A 17,433-nucleotide genomic window follows, 5' to 3' on the forward strand; every position below is an offset into this window, starting at 1 on the left:
ACCGGAGTCGCCACCGGCCCGTCCCGCAACGCTAGAGCCACATTCACCTGGAGATCACATTGCCGAACGTCACCGAAGACAAGGTGAAGACGCGCCTGCGCGAGCGTGGAATACCGGTTCCGGCGGGAGGCGCCGCCGCGACCCCCGAGGAGGCGCGCGCCGTAGCGGAAAGGATCGGAAAGCCGGTGGTCGTGAAGGCGCTGGTCGCCACGGGCCGGCGCGGAAAATCCGGCGCGGTGCGGTTCGCGGACGATCCGGACGAGGCCTCTGCGGCCGCCGAGGCGATCCTCGGCACCGTCGTGAACGGCCATCTCTGCAGCGAGGTCTATCTCGAGGAGAAGGTGGCGATCGAGCGCGAGCTCTACCTCGCCTTCTACCTCGAGGATTTTCCGCCGAGGATCCTGATCAGCGCGGAAGGCGGCGTCGACATCGAAAGCGTGCACCGCGACCGGCCCGAGGCCGTGATCGCCGTCGAGATCGACCCGCTGCGCGGGGTGCCCGCCTGGGACGCCATCGAACTGTGGGAGCGGGCCGGACTGAACGGCAGGATGCTCGCCGGCCTTGGCCGGCTGACGGCCGATCTCTATCGCGAGTTCCGAGACGCCGACGCGACAATGCTCGAACTCAACCCGGTCGCAATCACCGCCGACGGGCCGGTCGTCGTCGGTGCGATGATGTCGGTCGAGGACCCGCTCCTCGAGGAATCCGGCGGCTCGGATGTCGCAACCGGAGGCCGCCCGCTCAACGAGCGCGAGCTTCGGGTCATCGAGGCGAACGCCCGGATTCCGGGCGGCATGGTGCGCTACACGGAGCTCGACGGCGACATCGGCCTCTGGGTCGGCGGCGGCGGCGCGGGCCTCGTCCAGCACGACATGATCCTTGCAGCCGGCGGCCGGCCCGCCAACCACACCGACGCCTCCACGGTGAACCCGGACAAGGTGCGCGTGCTGGTCGACGCGATCCTCGACAATCCGAACGTGCGCAGCCTCTTCGTCAGCTGGCACTACCAGCAGATGGCGCGGATCGAGAAGCGCGTCGTGCCGGTCGTCGAGGCGCTCAAGGCGCGCAACATCGACCCGAAGCGCTTCCCCGTCGTCATCCGCATGTTCGGGCCCGGCGAGGAGCTGGCCCGGGAGGCCGCGGCCGAGCTCGACGGCATCCACTACCTGCCGCATGGCGCACCGCTTTCCGACGGCGTGCGGCTGATCGTGGACCTGACCAGCAAGCTCGCAGCCGAGGAGCGCGCGCAGTGACCATTCTCATCGACAGGAACACGCGCGTCGTGGTGCAGGGCATCACCGGCCGCCAGGCGCGCCTCGATACCGAGAACAGCATCCGCTACGGGACGCAGGTCGTTGCCGGGGTGACCCCGGGCCGCGGCGGCGAGGAGGTGCTCGGCGTGCCGGTCTACAACACCGTCCGCGCGGCGGTGAAGGCGCAGGGCGCGAACGCCTCCATGCTCTACGTGCCGGCGCAGGCGGTGCGCGACGCCGTCTTCGAGGCGATCGACGCCGGCATCCGCCTGATCGTCGGCACCTCGGAAGGCGTTTCCCGCCAGGGCGCGGCGGAAATCGTCGCAGCCGCGAGAGCGGCGGACGTCACGCTCGTGGGGCTCAACACGAACGGCCTCATCTCGCCCGGCCAGTCCAAGGTCGGCGGAATCGGCGGCGTCGACCCGGCCGACATCTACGTGCCGGGCCGGATCGGCATCTGCTCGCGCTCGGGCGGCATGACGGCCGAGTTCGCCCTCACATTGAAGCAGAACGGCTACGGCGTCTCCACGGCGATTGCCATGGGCGGCGACCGGATCACCGGCCGGCGCATGGTGGACTACCTGCGGATGTTCGAGGCGGATCCCGGCACGGACGCCGTCTGCGTCTATGGCGAGCCCGGATCGCGGAACGAGGCCGAGGTCGCCGAGCACCTGAGGCAGAACGGCCTGACGAAGCCCGTGGTCGCCGTCATCGCCGGCCGCTTTCAGGAGAACTATCCGAAGGGCATGAGCTTCGGCCATGCCGCTGCAATGATCAGCAGCGACGAGGACAGCGCCAGCGCCAAGCAGCGCATGCTCGCCGCCGCGGGGGTGAGGATCGCCCAGTCGCTCGCCGACATACCGGGGCTGCTGGCGGAAGCCGGCATTGCCCGCAGCCGCGGGGCGGACGGCGAAGCCGGGTCCGCCGTGCACGAGGCATCGGGCGCGCGATCGGCATTCGGCGGACTTCGCTCGGGCGTCGCGTGACGGCCGCAGCAGACCAGAGAAGCGCTTCGGCGAGGGGTTGAGAGGAGAGCGATGCGCCATCCAACGGCAACACGATCCGGCCCGGACGGGAGCCGCAGCGCGCGCCGCTCGCCGCTCCAGCTCACGATCGGCTTTTCCATCCTCCTGCTCGCGCTCTTCTATCTCTACCACGCGTTCCAGATCCGGGTTCCGCCGATCGGCGACAGCCTCGGGCCGCGCTTCTTCCCGCTCATGCTTGGCGGCATGTTCGTCCTGTTCTGCCTCGCCAACATCGTCATGGACATCGTCGCGCCGCACGATCCGTCGGACGAGCGGCCGCTTTCCGGGGACGTCAAGGCCCGCACGGCCGGCACCTTCGCGGCAGCGCTCCTCTACGCGACGGCGCTTCCCGTGATGGGCTATCTCGCCGCGACCGCTCTCCTGATCGCGGCCTTCCTGGCTCTCGTCCGCTTCCGGGGCGTCCCGACGATCGTGTTCTGGTCGTTGCTCCTGACCGCTGTCTTCTACCTCGTCTTCGACACCTGGCTCGGCGTGAAGCTGCCGGGCGTCGAACTGTAAGGGCCGGTCATGGAATCCCTCACCAACCTTGCATTCGGCCTGAGCCAGGCGGTTGCCGGCTACAATCTCCTCTTCGTCGTCATCGGCGCGGCGATCGGCACCTGGGTCGGCATGCTGCCCGGCGTCGGCCCGGCGACCGCCATCGCGGTGCTGCTGCCCTTCTCCTACGGGCTGGAGCCGACCTCGGCGCTCATTCTCCTCAGCGGCATCTATTTCGGCGCGATGTATGGCGGCGCCATCGCCTCCATCCTCATCAACATCCCCGGCGACGCATCCGCCATCATCACCACGCTCGACGGGCATCCGCTGGCGCGAAGCGGTCGCGCCGGCGCCGCGCTCTTCATCTCGGCGATCGCATCCTTCGTCGGCGGCACGCTGGGGCTGCTCGGACTCACCTTCCTCGCGGTGCCGATCGCGCGTTTCGCGCTCAGTCTCGGGCCGGCCGAGTACTTCATGCTGATGGTCTTCGCGCTGGTGGCGACCGCGAGCCTGGTCGAGGGCTCGGCGATCAAGGGTTTCATGTCGGGCCTGTTCGGCCTGATCATCGCGACCGTCGGCATCGACCTCCAGAGCGGCTCGCCCCGCTTCACCTTCGGTTCGGCCGATCTCCTCGACGGCGTGAACCTCCTCATCGTCATCATCGGCGTCTACGCCATCAGCGAGGTGCTCGTCACCGTGGAGCGGCTGCTGTCCGGCCGTTGGGAAGCGCCGGCCGCCGTGGGCAAGCTCTTCACGACGAAGGCGGAATGGCTCCGGGTCCGGTTCGCGATGGTGCGCGGCGCCGTGATCGGCTTCGTCATCGGCCTCCTGCCCGGCGCCGGCGGCGCGGTCGCGACGCTCCTATCCTACGCGGTCGAGAAGCGGATCCACCGGCACCCCGAGCAGTTCGGCAAGGGCGCGGTCGAGGGGCTCGCGGGCCCCGAATCCGCCAACAACGCCTCCGTTTCGGGAGCGCTGGTGCCGCTCCTCACGCTCGGCATTCCCGGCTCCTCCGCGACGGCGGTCCTGCTCGGGGCGCTCCTGATGTTCGGAATCCAGCCGGGGCCGCGGCTCTTCACCGAGCATCCGGAGGTCACCTGGGGGGTGATCGGCAGCCTCTATATCGGCAACATCGTGCTCGTCATCCTGAACATCCCGCTCATCGGGATCTGGGTGCGCCTGCTCCGCATTCCCCCCGAGCTTCTCACGGCGGTCATCCTCGTCCTCGGCCTGACCGGCGCCTACAGCATCTCCAACAGCATGTTCGAGGTCTGGCTCGCGCTCGCCTTCGGGGCCGTCGGCTACGTCATGCGCCGGTACCGGATCCCGATCACCCCGATGATCCTGGGCGTCGTCCTCAGCCGCACGCTCGAGCAGTCGCTCAGGCAGGCGCTGACGCTCTCGGGCGGCGATTGGCTGACGTTCCTGGAGCGGCCGATCTCCGTCTTTTTCCTGCTGCTCGCGCTCCTGGTGGTCGCGGCTCCGTTCGTGACGGCGCGCTGGCGGCAGCACCGCACCCCCGCCCATGTCTCGGGCGGCAAGGTCTAGCGCGACCAGACACAGAGACACGATAGGGAGGAAAGACATGATTGACCGCATTCTGCTCCGGAGCGCTCCGGCGGCGCTGGCGCTCGCCTGCTTCGTCGGCGGGGGCGCGGCCCTCGCCCAGGGCCCGACCGAGCCCGTGGAGATCGTCGTGGGATCAGGCCCGGGCGGCGGGTACGACCGCATGGCGCGGGCGATCGAATCGGTCCTCGAGGGCAAGAACCTGATCGACGTGCCGATCAACATCACCTACGAGCCGGGCGGCGGCGGCGCGGTCGGCTGGGCGAAGATCAGCAAGCAGAGCCGCGGGCCGACGAAGCTCTCGATCTTCTCCCCGAACCTCGTGACGAACGAGGTCCTCGGCACGGCCCCGCTCAGCTTCGAGGACCTGACGATGATCGCGACGCTCGTCTTCGAGGACGGCTGCTTCGCCGTGAACCCGACCGGCAACCTGAAGACCGCCGAAGACCTCGTGAACGCGCTGAAGACCAGCCCGGAATCGATCCGCTTCGGCTTCGCGGTGGCGGCCGGAAACCAGTGGCACGTCGCCATGGCGAAGCTCGCCGACGCCGTCGGGGCCGACGTCACGAAGATCCGCGCGACCGTGTTCGATGCGGCCGCGAAGAGCGTCGCGGCGCTGCTCGGCAACCATGTCGACGTCAGCGTGAGCGGCTGCGCGAGCTTCGCGAAATATCACGAGTCCGGCGATCTCCAGATCGTGGCGGTCGCCTCTCCTGAGCGTCAGGCGGCGCCGCTCGACGGCGTGCCGACCTGGCAGGAGCTCGGCCAGGACGTGGTGTGGTCGGCCTGGCGCGGCATTCTCGGCCCGAAGTCCATGAAGCCGGAAGAGATCGCGTTCTGGGGGGAGGTTCTCCAGAAGGTGGTCGAGGACGAGTCCTGGAAGCCGATCGAGCAGGAGAACTACTGGCGGACCGAATTCCTCGGCAGCGAGAAGACCAGCGCCATGCTGCGGTCGGAGCGCGACCAGTACACGACCACGATCAAGCAGCTCGGCCTGATCCAGTAAGAAGAGCGCCCGCCCGCCCGGCCCGGCCGGGCGGGCGGTCCCAGCCGGACGAGACAGATGCTCGAAGCCTACATCTACGACGGGATCCGGACGCCGTTCGGAAAGAGGGCCGGCGCGCTGGCAAGCATCCGGCCGGACGACCTCCTCGCCCATGCCATGCGCAGCCTTCTCGACAGGAGCGCGTTCAGCGCGGAAGACCTCGAGGACGTCATCGTCGGCTGCGGCAACCAGGCCGGCGAGGACAGCAGGTGCGTCGCCCGCCACGCCGCGCTTCTCGCCGGCATCCCGGTCGGGATCGGGGGCGCCGTGGTCCAGCGCAATTGCGGCAGCGGCCTCGGCGCGATCGTCGCCGCGTCCCATGCCGTCACGTGCGGGGAGGGCGATCTCTTCATCTCGGGCGGCGTGGAGAGCATGAGCCGCGCGCCCTTCGTGATGGCCAAGGCCGATGCGGCCTTCAGCCGGAACGTGGAGATCTTCGACTCCACCGTGGGCGCCCGATTCCCGAATCCGGCCATCGAGGCGCAGTTCGGCGCCGACACCCTGACGGAAACCTCCGACAACCTCGCGCGCGAATACGAGATCGACCGCGCCGCCTGCGATCGCTTCGCGGCCGCCTCGCAGGCCAAGTGCGAAGCGGCCCGGCAGGACGGCTTCTTCGCCGGGGAGATCGTCCCCGTCGTGACGCGCGACCGGAAAGGCGATCGCGCGGTGGAGTCGGACGAATTTCCTCGGCCGGGCACGGATGAGGAGGCGCTCGCGCGGCTCCGGCCGCTCAATCCGGACGGCGTGACGACGGCGGGGAACAGCTCGGGCATCAATGACGGCGCGGCCGCATTGCTGGTCGGCTCGCGGGCGGCCGGCGCGGCGGCTGGCGCGGCGCCGATCGCCCGCGTCCTCGCCAGCGCCACGGCGGGCGTCCCGCCGCGCATCATGGGCATCGGGCCGGTGCCGGCCTCGCAGAAGGCGCTCGCGCGCGCCGGGCTCTCGCTGGCCGAGATCGACGTCATCGAGATCAACGAGGCCTTCGCCGCCCAGGTCTGCGCCTGCCTGAAGGGGCTCGGCCTGGCGCTCGACGACAGCCGCGTCAACCCGAACGGCGGGGCGATCGCCATCGGGCATCCGCTCGGCGCGTCCGGCGCGCGCCTCGCGCTCACGGCGGCGCGCCAGCTGCAGCGGTCCGAAGGCCGCTATGCCCTGGTGACGATGTGCATCGGCGTCGGCCAGGGCATCGCCGTCGTGCTCGATCGGTGCTAGTCGACGTGATCGTCAGCAGCACTTCTCCCTTGTGTCCGCGCTGATCGACGGGCGCCACATTTGCCGGGGGGTATGACCCTTGCGAACCGGACTAGCAGAGCTGCCCGGATCGGGTGTCGAAGATCCAGCCGCGGTCGCGAACGGGATTGAGCGGTCGCTTCCTGATCCTGAAATACTCGCGGCTGATCGCCTTGCCGACCTCCATCGCGTAGTTCGACGCGTTGCTGGACAGCCTGGCCGGAGTGCGTTTCCGCCAGCTCGGTTCGGCGCCGTCGAGGATGGCCCGCGCCGTCGCGAACTCCCCGGCAGCTATGGCACGTTGCAGCTCGCGCGCGAACGCCTTGAAGGGGTCCTGTTTGGTTGGGGCATCCGGGCCCCCGACCTCCGGTTCCGACAGCGCGGACATGTCGATTTGATGCCCCTCCCGAGGCCGCTCAGGTCCCGTTGCGCGGACGTTAGTTGAACTCCCGTTCCGCCGCCAGCCCGTTGAAGACGGGGTTCATGTGACAAGAGCGCCGGGGCTTGGGAGCGCCTGGCACGCCGCCGCTGACGCTGGATTGCGCCCGGCTGGCGGAGCCCCGCAGCTTGAGCGCGGGTACCGTGCGATCCTGCCCTCTGCCTCGCAGATCGCGAGTTGCGCCGACGAGTGCCACGCAAAGTTAACCTCCGGGAGGGTAGGTCTGCGACGGCGAACCTTGCGGCCGAGGAGTAGCCCGTGCGCGTGCTGGGCTGTCTTGTCTACGAACACAATCTCTATCTCGTGCTGCTGGCCGGCATCGTCTGCCTGCTCGGCTCGCTGGCCACCACGCGGCTCTTCAGGCAGGCCCTGAACGTCCCGGGCTGGCCGCGCGGCGGCTGGGTCTTCCTCACCGGCGTGTGCGCGGGGTCGGCGATCTGGGCGACGCACTTCATCGCGATGCTCGGCTACATGGCGCCCGCGCCGGTATCCTTCGACGCCACGCTGACCATTCTGTCCGTTCTGGTCGCCGTCACCGGCTCGACTGTCGGTTTCGCCGTCGCGGCCGCGGGACGGCACGCCCGGCTGCTGCCGTTCGGCGGAGCCCTCGTCGGGCTTTCCGTCGCCGCGATGCACTACACCGGCATGTTCGCCTATCGCGTCGACGGCCTCGTGTCGTGGCGCACCGACTATCTCGCCGCTTCGGTCGTGCTGGCCGTCACCCTTTCCGCGGCCTTCGCGTGGAGCGCCGGACGGTGGAGGAACGGTGCGAAGCGGCACGCCGCCGTCGCCCTGCTGGTGCTGGCGATCGTCTCGCTCCATTTCACCGGCATGGCGGCCTTCGAGGTCCAGCCGATGCCCGGCGCAAGCGCGGGCTCCGACGGCGAGGCGTTCCGGGCCATGGCTCTCGCGGTCGCGCTGATCGGCTTCATCATCGTCGGGACCGGGATTACGAGCTATCTTCTGGAGGCCCGGACCCGGGCGGATTCGGAGGAGCAGCTGCGCCACATGGCGCTGCACGACCCGCTGACGGGCCTGCCGAACCGCACGAGCTTCAACGCCCATCTGGAGCGGCTGGTCGAGGAGTGCGGCCCACGGAACCGGCGCTTCGCCGTCATCGGCATCGACCTCGACCGATTCAAGGAGCTGAACGACACCTTCGGCCACGAGGCCGGGGACAGGGCGCTGTGCGCGCTCGCCGATCGCATGCGCGCGTTCAGCGAGGGCGGCATCGTTTTTGCGCGCGTCGGCGGAGACGAGTTCTTCGCCGTTGCGCCGCTCCCGAACCGGGAGGCGCTGACACGGATCCCGCGCGCGATTGAAGCCCTCGTCCTCACCCCTCTGCCGCTCGAGGAGAACGGGTCGGCCATCGGCGCGAGCATTGGGGTGGCGGTCTTCCCCGAGGACGGCACCGATCCGGGAACGCTCACCCGCAACGCCGACCTCGCCATGTACCGCGCGAAGGCGGACGGCGAGATATGCTTCTACGACACGCAGCTCGGCAATCTGGTGCGGGAGCGCCGGCAGCTCGCCCAGGACCTGAGGCAGGCGATCGCGGCGGACGACCTCTCGGTGGACTACCAGGTCCAGACCTCGATCGAGGACGGCCGGATCATCGGATACGAGGCGCTGCTGCGCTGGCGCCATCCGGAGAGGGGCAACGTTTCGCCGTCGGAGTTCATACCGCTCGCCGAGGAGAGCGGGCTGATCCTCGCGCTCGGGGAATGGGTTCTCAGGCGCGCCTGCCGCGATGCATCCCGGTGGGAGCCGCCCTATTCGGTCGCCGTGAACCTCTCCGCCCTGCAGCTCATCGACGCCAAGCTCGCGCATCTCGTGCACGAGGTGCTGGTGGAGACCGGGCTGTCGCCGTCGCGCCTGGAGCTCGAACTGACCGAGACGGCGCTCATCAGGGACAAGGCGCGGTCGCTGCACACGATCCGGCAGATCAAGGCGCTCGGGGTCCGCGTCGCGCTCGACGATTTCGGCACCGGCTATTCCTCGCTCGACACGCTGCGCGCCTTCCCCTTCGACAAGATCAAGCTCGACCGCTCCTTCATCGAGGACGTCTGCTCCGACGCGCAGGCGCTCGCCATCGTCCGTGCCGTCACCGCCATGGGCCGGAGCCTCGCGATCACGGTGCTGGCCGAGGGGATCGAGACGGACGAACAGCTGGCGCTCCTGAGGAGCGAGCGCTGCGACGGCGCCCAGGGTTTCCTGATGGGGCGGCCCATGCCCGTGGAGCATCTCGTCGCCCACGGCGGACCGCGCGTGTGCGAAAGCGCGGCGATCGCACGCGACCCGGCCCGCGGACCTGCCGCGCCTGCGGGATCGGCCGCTGGCGCCGCCGCGGCCGCGCAGGACGCCGCCTGACGGGCGGCGCGCCGGTCCGTCCCGGCAGCGGCCTGCCCGGGTTACGCCCGCCCGTTCACGACCTCCACCGCATAGCGGTCGGCATGGTCCTTCCAGCTCCGGATGCGCTCGTCCCGGCAGAACCGTTCGATCGCCTGCCTGACGGCGTCCTCCTCGCTGTCGGCGACGAGCTCCATCGAGCGCTGGCAGATCTCCCGATCCCTGCCGTGATCGTTCTCCACCGTCTTGAAGAACGCCACGTGGTAATGCCCCTGATCCGGCATCGGCGATACCCCTCTTCGTCGCGGCGGCGCCGCCGCCCGGGCGCGGCAGCCCTGGGCGCGATCTTCGCCCCGCACGTCCTTCTCGGCGAGGAGCCCGTCCCAGATGGGAGCGGAGGCGCTCCCGTCAGAGATGCGCCATCTCGCTGTCCTCGCATCCGAAGCCGAGCGCGGACAGGCCTTCCTCCAGATAGTCGCCGAGCAGCGGCATGCCGGTCAGGTAGCGCGCCGAGTTGCGCCGGTGGCGCTCGTTGGCGAGCTGGCGCGCCTCCTCGAGTTCGTCGGCCTCGAAATCGCCCCGGCCAATCCAGCTGATGGCGATGAGATCGACGGTCTCGTCCTCGTTGAGGCCGGCGATCGCGCCGCTCAGCTCCTGCAGCGTCGGGTCGTCGGCATTGTCCTCCAGCACGTCGATGTTCGTGTCGTCGGCCGGGTTCGAAGCCGATGCCGTGTCGACGGGCTCGACCTTCGCGTCGAATTCGCGCGCCCTCGCGATGATGTAGCAGACCTTGTCCGGGCTGATGGCGAGGTCGGCGGCGGCGGGCATTTCCCTGAGCATGACGGGCTTCCTGCGGCTTGGCGGCGGGCCGGAGGGCCCGCCTCGCGTCGGTTCTCCCGCATTGATGCCGGAAACCGTCCGGCGGGCCTTGCGCTGGATCAATGCCGGCCGCGCCGCATGCCGCCTCCGGTCACCGCTTGCGCATCTCGATCGCGACCTCGACGATCTCGTTCTCCTGCGGCCTGATCAGGACCGACTGCTGCTTGCCGCGCGTCGTGATGATGACCGAAGCGGCGTAGTTCGGGGCGGTGACGACGCCTCTGATCCGGCCTGCCGCCGCCTCTCCGGAAACGGTCCCGCGCATGTCGCGGGTCCGCTCGAGCCATGTCCCGGCGATCCGGCCGGAAGACAGCGTGAGATCGAGCACGATCTCGAAGCGCAGCTGCTCCCGTTCGCAGTTGAGCTCGTTGTGGAGCGTGCGTTCGCCGCGGCCGGTGACGTAGGTCGCGCGGCAGCGGATCGGCTCCTTCGCGCCGTTCGCCAGCACCACCGTCCCGTCGCCGCTCCAGGAGCCAGCAAGGCCGGCGAACGGGCTTTGCGCGGCCTGCGGCCAGGCCGGCGTGGCCGGCAGCAGGAGCGCCGCGGCGAGGAGGATCCCCAGCCGGCCCCGCCCCGCACGGGGTGCCGTGACATCATGCTCGCCGTTCATTCCGCGCTTTCCTCCGTCTGCTCGCTCTCGTCCGCCGGAACGGGATCCGCGCCCGCCGTTTCCGTCTCCGCCGTCACCATCGCCTCCATCGCCCACGGGACGAGGAGGGCTGCCGCCGCGCCGAAGGCTTCGGCGAGCGCATCCGCCGATGCCGCCGGCTCCACCGCCGCGAGCGCGGCCGTCTCGGCGAACCGCCTGGCCGCGACGATCGCGCCGTCTGCCGTGGTGAGCTTCGCCGCGATCGCGAACTCCGCCGAGGGCGCGGGTCCGGGCACGATATCGAAGGCGAGGATGTCCACCAGGAGGAGGTAGTCCTCGGATATGCCCTGGAAGTCGCGGCCGACGCGCGTGTAGCCCGCCTCCTCGAAGCTGCGGATGAGAGCCACCTGGACCGCTTTCGGCACGGTGTCGCTCCAGACGGCATCCTCGAAGATCGGCTTCCGGCCGCCTTCGGCCCGGCTCACGAATTGCGGGGTGTTGAACGCGGCCGCAATGGACGGCTCGTTGATGACGAGCTGGGCTTCGGGCAGCCGGTCCGGCACCGGGAGACCGGGCGGCGCGCCGAGCGCATAGACGACATGCGATTTCGCGCCGGGGCGCGCGCCGGCGAGGCGGGCCAGGCCGTCCATGATGTCGTCGACGCGGTCCGCATTCCGGGACAGCGCCGATGAGAAGGTGTCGAGGTTGGTGAACGTGCTCTTCAGGGCCGGCGCGTTCTCCTTGAGCACGGCCTCGACGCGCGTGAACGCCTCGCGGGCCGAATCCGTCCAGTTCACGTTCGAGCCGGCGGGCGCGACCAGGAGAGGGGGCTCGCCGCCGTCCGGCGAAAGCCGCGGCGCCTCCTCGGAGCCGCCCGTCAGCACGATCTCGGGCACGCCCGTCAGGCCGGCATAGGTAAGGCCGACGGCAGTGTCGGCGCGGACCGGCGTGCGGCTGGCGACGGCGATCGTGACGAGCACTTCGCGCGGCCGGTCTGGGTCGAGGTCGAGCGCGATGACCTCGCCGACCTTGATGCCGTTGAACTGCACCGGCGAGCCGAGAAGGAGGCCGGCCACGGAGCCTTCGAAGCGCACGCGGTATGCCGTACGTTCTCCCAGGCCCCCGATGTTCTTCAGCCAGTAGACGAAGCCGAAGCCGCCGGCGGCGACGGCCAGCAGCATCAGGCCCACAAGAACAAACCTGGCGCGGATTTCCATCGCGCAGTCCTCACGTTGCAAGAAGGAGCGGGTCGACCGTGCTTCGGGCGCGGAAGTAGGAGCGGACCCAGGGATGATCGGAGGCGAGCATCGCCGAAAGCGGCCCGTCCGCGACGATCCTGCCGTCGGCGAGAGCGGCGATGCGGGTGCAGAGGCGCTGCAGGCTCGCCACGTCGTGGGTGACCATGAAGACCGTCAGCCCGAGCGTCTGCTGCAGGATGCCGATGAGGCGATCGAACTCTCCGGCGGTGATCGGATCGAGCCCCGAGGTCGGCTCGTCCAGGAACACGATCTCGGGATCGAGCGCGAGGGCGCGCGCGAGCGCCGCGCGCTTGGTCATGCCGCCGGAGAGATGCGCCGGGAGCTTCCCCGCGTCGCCGGGGCCGAGCCCGACCATCTCGAGCTTGGCGAGCGCGACCTCGTTCATCAGCGGCTCCGCGATCCGCAGGTGCTCGCGCATCGGGAACTTCACGTTCTCCAGCACCGAAAGCGAGGAGAAGAGGGCGCCCTGCTGGTAGAGGATGCCCCAGCGCCGGTGCAGCTCGCGGCGCTCCTCCTCGTCCGCGGCATCGGTATCGATGCCGAAGACCTCGACCCTGCCGGCCGCCTTGCGGACGAGGCCGACGATGGTCCGCATGAGCACCGACTTTCCGCTGCCCGAGCCCCCGACGAGGCCGAGGATTTCCCCGCGCTCCACCGTGAGGCTCAGATCGTAGAGCACGGTCTGCTGGCCGAACCGGACGATCAATCCGGACACGTCGATCACCGTGTCCCGGCCTGTTTTCGCCGCCACTGCTTCCCCCGCCACTGCTTCCCCCGCCACGTCACATTCCGATCGAGGCGAAGAAGACGGCGAAGAAACCGTCGAGCACGATGACGAGGAAGATGGACTTCACCACCGATGACGTCGTCTGGAGCCCGAGCGACTCGGTGCTGCCCTTCACGCGCAGCCCTTCGGCCGCCGCCACGACGCCGATCACGAACGCCATGAAGGGCGCCTTGATCATGCCGACTGCGAAATGCGTCGTCGAAACGGCCTCTTTCAGGCGCGCGAGGAAGACGGCGGGGCTCATGTCGCCGTAGAGCCAGGTGACGAGGCCGCCGCCGAAGAGCGCGGCCATCGATCCGAGGAAGGTGAGGGCCGGGAGCGCGATCAGGAGCGCCAGGATGCGCGGGACGACGAGGACCGCGATCGGGTCGAGCCCCATGGTCCGCAGCGCGTCGATCTCCTCGCGCATCTTCATGGAGCCGAGCTCCGCCGTATAGGAGCTGCCGGAGCGGCCGGCGATCATGATCGCCACGATGAGGACGCCGATCTCCCGGAGGACGAGGATGCCGACGAGGTCCACGACGTAGTCGTCGGCCCCGAACTTCCGGAAATGGAAGACGCCCTGCTGCGCGATGATCCCCCCGATGAGGAAGGTGATCAGGAGGATGATGCCGATCGCCTGCCAGCCGACCCGGTCGAGATGGTGGACCGTGGAGGTCAGGCGGAACCGGCGCGGGTGGATGGCGAGCCGGCCCGCCACCGTTCCGAGCGCGCCGAGCATCGCGAGGAAGGAGGTCGCGTCTGCCGCCAGCACGGCCAGGCGGCTGCGGATCCTGGCGGGAAGGGCGGCCAGCCCGGCCGGCTCCCGGCGCTCCCCCGCTTCCGCCCTGTTCAGAGTGCCGACTTCCTCCACAAGCCCCTTGAAGCGCTGTGGCACCTGCACGAGGCTCGCCTCGCATCCCGAGGCTGCAGCCCTCCGGCGCATGCGCTCGAAGATCCACGCGCCGAACGTGTCGAGGGCCGTGACCGCCGCCAGGTCGATCGTGACCCTCTTGCGACCGCCGTCGGTGCAGTCGACGCGCGCGTCGATCCGGTCCGCGGCGTCGGCGCTTCTCGCCGTCCACGGTCCCGCTGCCGTCAGTTCGGCTCCCGCGGGCGTCGCGGTGACCTTGAGGAGTGGTTCGCCGTCCAATCGCCTGACCTCTCTTCAAACGATACGACGGAAACCTGCCCCGAAACCGCTCGGCCGGGTAGTCGGATGTCGGTCGGATCGCGCGTGCGGATGGCGCGCGGCCACACACTGCCTGAGCCGGCCATCCCCCGCATGACCTGGATCAAACCTTTGAAGCAAATTGTAGCCGCCACTTGGAGCACCGGCCCGCTTGACCGGCCGGCCGGTCAGACGGCCGCACGATCGCGTAGGGCGACCCTGCGGCAGGCTCAGGCGCGCCCGCGGCCGAGGCGCTCCGCATGCCAGGCGACGTGGTCCGCCATGAAGGTCGAGATGAAGTAATAGGAATGGTCGTAGCCGTCCTGCATCCGCAGCGTCAGCGGAATGCCGGCCGTGCGGCAGGCCTCCTGCAGGAGGTCCGGCCTGAGCTGCTCCGACAGGAACTCGTCGGCCGTGCCCTGATCCACGAGGAGCTCCGGGACGCGCGCGCCGTCCCCGATGAGGGCGACCGCGTCGCAGCGGCGCGACGCCTCCGCATCGCCGCCGAGATAGGCGGCGAAGGCGTTCTGTCCCCACGGCACCTGTGTCGGCGCGACGATCGGCGAGAATGCGGAGCACGAGCGGAAGAGCTGCGGATGCTTGAGCGCGAGCGTCAGCGCGCCGTGCCCGCCCATGGAATGTCCCATGATGCCGAACCCGCCCGGCCGGATCGGGAAGCCGTTTTGGAGGAGCGCCGGCAGCTCCTGGGCGACGTAGCTCTCCATCCGGAAATGCCGCGACCAGGGTTCCGCCGTCGCATCCAGGTAGAAGCCGGCACCCTGGCCGAGATCGTAGCGCGGCGCATCCGCCACGTCCTCGCCGCGCGGGCTCGTGTCGGGGCAGACGACGATCAGCCCGCGCTCGGCGGCGGCGCGCCTGAACTCGCCCTTCTCGGTGACGTTCATCGGCGAGCAGGTGAGCCCGGAGAGATAGATCACCGCGGGGCACGGCGCGCTCGCCGCCTGCGGGGGAAGATAGATGGACAGGCGCATCGGCGTGCCGGTCGAGTGCGACGCGTGCTGCACGATGTGCTGCGTCCCCCCGTGCGCGGCGTAGCTTCCTTCGATCTTCATGTCGGTCGTCATGCGTTCTCCGTCGACATCGTCTCTGTGCAATATCCCGCGGGGATGGTCCCTGTCGCGGCGCTCCGGCCGCCCGGCGCGCGTCCCGTGCCGACCCCGCGAGGGGGTCCGCGCCGCGCGAATCGGTTAGTTCGTTCCACGGGCGAAAGCAAACGAGCCGGCCTGCCCAAGGTGCCCGGGAGCCGGTCGGCGAGCCTTTCGCGAGAGACGCAGGAACAGAGCGGCTGCTTTTCCGTTTCGTCCGGTTGGCCGCTCGAACATCGCGTGGGGGGGGTACGGACGATTGGCGGGCGAGGGCGAAGGAGGGCGGGGCGCTGAGCCTCCGATGCAGGACGACCAGCGCTGGCGCATGCTCGTCGACGCGATCGTCGACTATGCGATCTACATGCTCAGCCCCGACGGCACCATCACGAGCTGGAACCGCGGCGCCGAGCGCTTCAAGGGCTATACGGCCGAGGAGATCATCGGCCAGCACTTCTCCCGCTTCTACACTGAGGAGGACCGCGCGACGGGGCTGCCCGCGCTTGCCCTGAAGACCGCCGAGACCGAAGGCCGGTTCGAGCGGGAGGGCTGGCGCATGCGCAAGGACGGCAGCCGGATGTGGGCGCATGTGATCATCGATCCGGTGCGCGACCCGGCCGGCCGCCTGGTCGGATTCGCGAAGATCACGCGCGACATGACCGAGCGGAAGGCGGTCCAGGATTCGCTGCGCTGGAGCGAGCAGCGGTTCCAGCTGCTGGTGCAGGGGATCAGGGACTACGCGATCTACATGCTCGGGCCGGACGGCCGCGTGACCAACTGGAACACCGGCGCGGAGCGCCTGAAGGGCTACACCGAGCAGGAGATCGTCGGCGAACACTTCTCCCGCTTCTACACGCCCGAGGACCGGGCGAGCGGCCTTCCCGACCGCGCGCTCGCGATGGCGATCCGGGAAGGGCGTTTCGAGCAGGAAGGCTGGCGGGTGCGCAAGGACGGCAGCCGGTTCCGCGCCCACGCCCTTCTGCAGCCGATCTACGATGAGCAGGGCACGCTGGTCGGGTTCGGCAAGATCACCCGCGACGTCACGCTGCAGCACGAGGCGCAGCGGGCGCTGGAGGAGGCGCGGGCGGCCCTGTTCCAGTCCCAGAAGCTGGAGACCATCGGCCAGCTCACCGGCGGCATCGCGCACGACTTCAACAATCTGCTGGCGGTCATCGTCGGCAACCTCGACCTCTTGCGGAAGCGCTTGCCCGAGGAAGGCAAGGCGCGGCAGCTCGTCGAGAATTCGCTTCAGGGCGCCCGGCGCGGCGCCTCGCTGACGGGGCGCATGCTCGCTTTCGCCCGCCGTCAGGAACTGAAGGTCGCATGCGTCGACGTGCAGGACCTCGTCCGCGGCCTCGCCGAGATGCTGCAGGGCTCGATCGGCCCCACGGTCACCATCGAGACCCGCTTCCCGCTGAGGATCCCGCCGGTCCTGGTCGATCCCGGCCAGCTCGAGGCGGCGCTCCTCAACCTCGTCGTCAACGCGCGCGACGCGATGCCGGAGGGCGGCGCGGTGACGATCGCCGCGCAGGAGCAGACGGTCGAGAAGGCGCGGCCCGGGACCCTCCCGCCCGGCGCCTATGTCTGCCTCTCCGTCACCGACGAGGGCGAGGGCATGGACGAAGCGACGCTCGCCAAGGCCGTGGAGCCGTTCTTCACGACGAAGGGCGTCGGCCGGGGAACCGGCCTCGGCCTTTCGATGATCCACGGCTTCGCCGAGCAGTCTGGCGGCCGCCTGGTCCTGAAAAGCCGCAAGGGCGAGGGGACGCGGGCCGAAATATGGCTGCCCGTCGCTGCATCCGAACCGGGGCAGGCGGCGCAGGCGGAGCCGGGGGCGGACGAGCTCGGCCCGGCGCGGCGGCTCACCGTGCTGGTGGTGGACGACGACCCGCTCGTCCTGATGAACACGGCCGACATGCTGGAGGATCTCGGGCACGCGGTGCTGGAGGCGAGTTCCGGCGAGCAGGCGCTGCGCGTGCTGGCGCGCGCCGGCGGTGTCGATCTCGTGATAACCGACCAGGCCATGCCGGGCATGCTCGGCACCCAGCTCGTCGCCGCCATCAGGGCCGAGCGGCCGGATCTGCCGGTCATCCTCGCCACCGGCTACGCCGAGGCGCCGGCAAGCCGCGACGCCACGCTGCCGCGGCTCGGAAAGCCGTTCACGCAGCAGGACCTCGCGCGCGCCATGGCGGCTGCGATCAATCCCGGCACCGAGCAGAACCGCGTCGTGCGGTTCCGGCCGCGTCAGACCTGAGCCG

The 17,433-nt window shown here is 69.8% G+C and carries 16 protein-coding genes; 8 read left to right on the plus strand and 8 right to left on the minus strand.

Annotation, left to right across the window (positions count from 1 at the left end; translation table 11 throughout):
• The first annotated feature begins 59 nt into the window (after positions 1 to 59).
• From ACUN0C_RS14935 to ACUN0C_RS14960, 6 genes are read left to right on the plus strand one after another with little or no spacing between them, the layout of a single operon-like run.
• Positions 60 to 1,253 carry an ATP-grasp domain-containing protein gene (locus ACUN0C_RS14935; protein ID WP_445467186.1) on the plus strand — a complete coding sequence of 398 codons (1,194 nt, stop codon included), beginning with the start codon at positions 60 to 62 and terminating at the stop codon, positions 1,251 to 1,253.
• Positions 1,250 to 2,239 carry a succinate--CoA ligase subunit alpha gene (locus tag ACUN0C_RS14940; protein WP_445467187.1) on the plus strand — a complete coding sequence of 330 codons (990 nt, stop codon included), beginning with the start codon at positions 1,250 to 1,252 and terminating at the stop codon, positions 2,237 to 2,239. Before ACUN0C_RS14935 ends, ACUN0C_RS14940 begins: the two co-directional genes overlap by 4 nt.
• Positions 2,240 to 2,290: 51 nt before the next feature.
• The gene (locus tag ACUN0C_RS14945) at positions 2,291 to 2,797 is read left to right on the plus strand and encodes a tripartite tricarboxylate transporter TctB family protein (protein WP_445467188.1); all 507 of its coding nucleotides are present in this window, start codon (positions 2,291 to 2,293) and stop codon (positions 2,795 to 2,797) included.
• Positions 2,798 to 2,806: 9 nt separating this feature from the next.
• Positions 2,807 to 4,324: a tripartite tricarboxylate transporter permease gene (locus tag ACUN0C_RS14950; RefSeq protein ID WP_445467189.1), complete on the plus strand. Its 1,518-nt coding sequence runs from the start codon at positions 2,807 to 2,809 to the stop codon at positions 4,322 to 4,324.
• A gap of 37 nt (positions 4,325 to 4,361) precedes the next feature.
• The gene (locus ACUN0C_RS14955) at positions 4,362 to 5,348 is read left to right on the plus strand and encodes a Bug family tripartite tricarboxylate transporter substrate binding protein (RefSeq protein WP_445467190.1); all 987 of its coding nucleotides are present in this window, start codon (positions 4,362 to 4,364) and stop codon (positions 5,346 to 5,348) included.
• A 57-nt stretch (positions 5,349 to 5,405) separates the two neighbouring features.
• Positions 5,406 to 6,602, plus strand: a complete 1,197-nt coding sequence (locus ACUN0C_RS14960; protein ID WP_445467191.1) for an acetyl-CoA C-acyltransferase — start codon at positions 5,406 to 5,408, stop codon at positions 6,600 to 6,602.
• Between the two features lie 91 nt (positions 6,603 to 6,693).
• On the opposite strand, the gene ACUN0C_RS14965 is transcribed toward ACUN0C_RS14960, so the two are convergent.
• A complete protein-coding gene (locus ACUN0C_RS14965; protein WP_445467192.1) occupies positions 6,694 to 7,008 on the minus strand; it encodes a hypothetical protein in 315 nt (104 codons plus the stop codon).
• Between the two features lie 315 nt (positions 7,009 to 7,323).
• Here ACUN0C_RS14965 and ACUN0C_RS14970 point away from each other — a divergent pair, with 315 nt between their 5' ends.
• Positions 7,324 to 9,429 carry a putative bifunctional diguanylate cyclase/phosphodiesterase gene (locus ACUN0C_RS14970; RefSeq protein WP_445467193.1) on the plus strand — a complete coding sequence of 702 codons (2,106 nt, stop codon included), beginning with the start codon at positions 7,324 to 7,326 and terminating at the stop codon, positions 9,427 to 9,429.
• 41 nt (positions 9,430 to 9,470) lie between these two features.
• On the opposite strand, the gene ACUN0C_RS14975 is transcribed toward ACUN0C_RS14970, so the two are convergent.
• The 7 genes from ACUN0C_RS14975 to fghA form a co-directional block, all read right to left on the minus strand.
• Positions 9,471 to 9,692 carry a hypothetical protein gene (locus ACUN0C_RS14975; protein ID WP_445467194.1) on the minus strand — a complete coding sequence of 74 codons (222 nt, stop codon included), beginning with the start codon at positions 9,690 to 9,692 and terminating at the stop codon, positions 9,471 to 9,473.
• Between the two features lie 124 nt (positions 9,693 to 9,816).
• On the minus strand, positions 9,817 to 10,248 hold the full coding sequence (locus tag ACUN0C_RS14980) for a DUF3775 domain-containing protein (RefSeq protein ID WP_445467195.1): 432 nt from the start codon (positions 10,246 to 10,248) through the stop codon (positions 9,817 to 9,819).
• Positions 10,249 to 10,378: 130 nt separating this feature from the next.
• The gene (locus tag ACUN0C_RS14985) at positions 10,379 to 10,897 is read right to left on the minus strand and encodes a hypothetical protein (protein ID WP_445467196.1); all 519 of its coding nucleotides are present in this window, start codon (positions 10,895 to 10,897) and stop codon (positions 10,379 to 10,381) included.
• A complete protein-coding gene (locus ACUN0C_RS14990) occupies positions 10,894 to 12,093 on the minus strand; it encodes an ABC-type transport auxiliary lipoprotein family protein (RefSeq protein WP_445467197.1) in 1,200 nt (399 codons plus the stop codon). The genes ACUN0C_RS14985 and ACUN0C_RS14990 overlap by 4 nt, the downstream gene beginning before the upstream one ends.
• 10 nt (positions 12,094 to 12,103) lie before the next feature.
• Positions 12,104 to 12,886: an ABC transporter ATP-binding protein gene (locus tag ACUN0C_RS14995; protein ID WP_445467198.1), complete on the minus strand. Its 783-nt coding sequence runs from the start codon at positions 12,884 to 12,886 to the stop codon at positions 12,104 to 12,106.
• A gap of 31 nt (positions 12,887 to 12,917) precedes the next feature.
• Complete coding sequence (locus tag ACUN0C_RS15000) at positions 12,918 to 14,054, minus strand: ABC transporter permease (protein ID WP_445467199.1); 1,137 nt, start codon at positions 14,052 to 14,054, stop codon at positions 12,918 to 12,920.
• A 248-nt stretch (positions 14,055 to 14,302) separates the two neighbouring features.
• Positions 14,303 to 15,157 carry an S-formylglutathione hydrolase gene (gene fghA, locus ACUN0C_RS15005; protein ID WP_445467200.1) on the minus strand — a complete coding sequence of 285 codons (855 nt, stop codon included), beginning with the start codon at positions 15,155 to 15,157 and terminating at the stop codon, positions 14,303 to 14,305.
• A 322-nt stretch (positions 15,158 to 15,479) separates the two neighbouring features.
• On the opposite strand from fghA, the gene ACUN0C_RS15010 reads away from it, so the two are divergent.
• Positions 15,480 to 17,429 carry a PAS domain S-box protein gene (locus tag ACUN0C_RS15010; protein ID WP_445467201.1) on the plus strand — a complete coding sequence of 650 codons (1,950 nt, stop codon included), beginning with the start codon at positions 15,480 to 15,482 and terminating at the stop codon, positions 17,427 to 17,429.
• The last annotated feature ends 4 nt before the right edge of the window (positions 17,430 to 17,433 follow it).

Source organism: Faunimonas sp. B44 (assembly GCF_052655945.1).

Excerpts from the sequence above, each read along its gene's own strand:
- ACUN0C_RS14945 (WP_445467188.1), top strand. The coding sequence starts at position 2,291 with ATGCGCCATCCAACGGCAACACGATCCGGCCCGGACGGGAGCCGCAGC.
- ACUN0C_RS14950 (WP_445467189.1), top strand. The coding sequence starts at position 2,807 with ATGGAATCCCTCACCAACCTTGCATTCGGCCTGAGCCAGGCGGTTGCC.
- ACUN0C_RS14955 (WP_445467190.1), top strand. The coding sequence starts at position 4,362 with ATGATTGACCGCATTCTGCTCCGGAGCGCTCCGGCGGCGCTGGCGCTC.
- ACUN0C_RS14960 (WP_445467191.1), top strand. The coding sequence starts at position 5,406 with ATGCTCGAAGCCTACATCTACGACGGGATCCGGACGCCGTTCGGAAAG.
- ACUN0C_RS14965 (WP_445467192.1), bottom strand. The coding sequence starts at position 7,008 with ATGTCCGCGCTGTCGGAACCGGAGGTCGGGGGCCCGGATGCCCCAACC.
- ACUN0C_RS14975 (WP_445467194.1), bottom strand. The coding sequence starts at position 9,692 with ATGCCGGATCAGGGGCATTACCACGTGGCGTTCTTCAAGACGGTGGAG.
- ACUN0C_RS14980 (WP_445467195.1), bottom strand. The coding sequence starts at position 10,248 with ATGCTCAGGGAAATGCCCGCCGCCGCCGACCTCGCCATCAGCCCGGAC.
- ACUN0C_RS14985 (WP_445467196.1), bottom strand. The coding sequence starts at position 10,897 with ATGAACGGCGAGCATGATGTCACGGCACCCCGTGCGGGGCGGGGCCGG.
- ACUN0C_RS14990 (WP_445467197.1), bottom strand. The coding sequence starts at position 12,093 with ATGGAAATCCGCGCCAGGTTTGTTCTTGTGGGCCTGATGCTGCTGGCC.
- fghA (WP_445467200.1), bottom strand. The coding sequence starts at position 15,157 with ATGACGACCGACATGAAGATCGAAGGAAGCTACGCCGCGCACGGGGGG.
- ACUN0C_RS15010 (WP_445467201.1), top strand. The coding sequence starts at position 15,480 with ATGCAGGACGACCAGCGCTGGCGCATGCTCGTCGACGCGATCGTCGAC.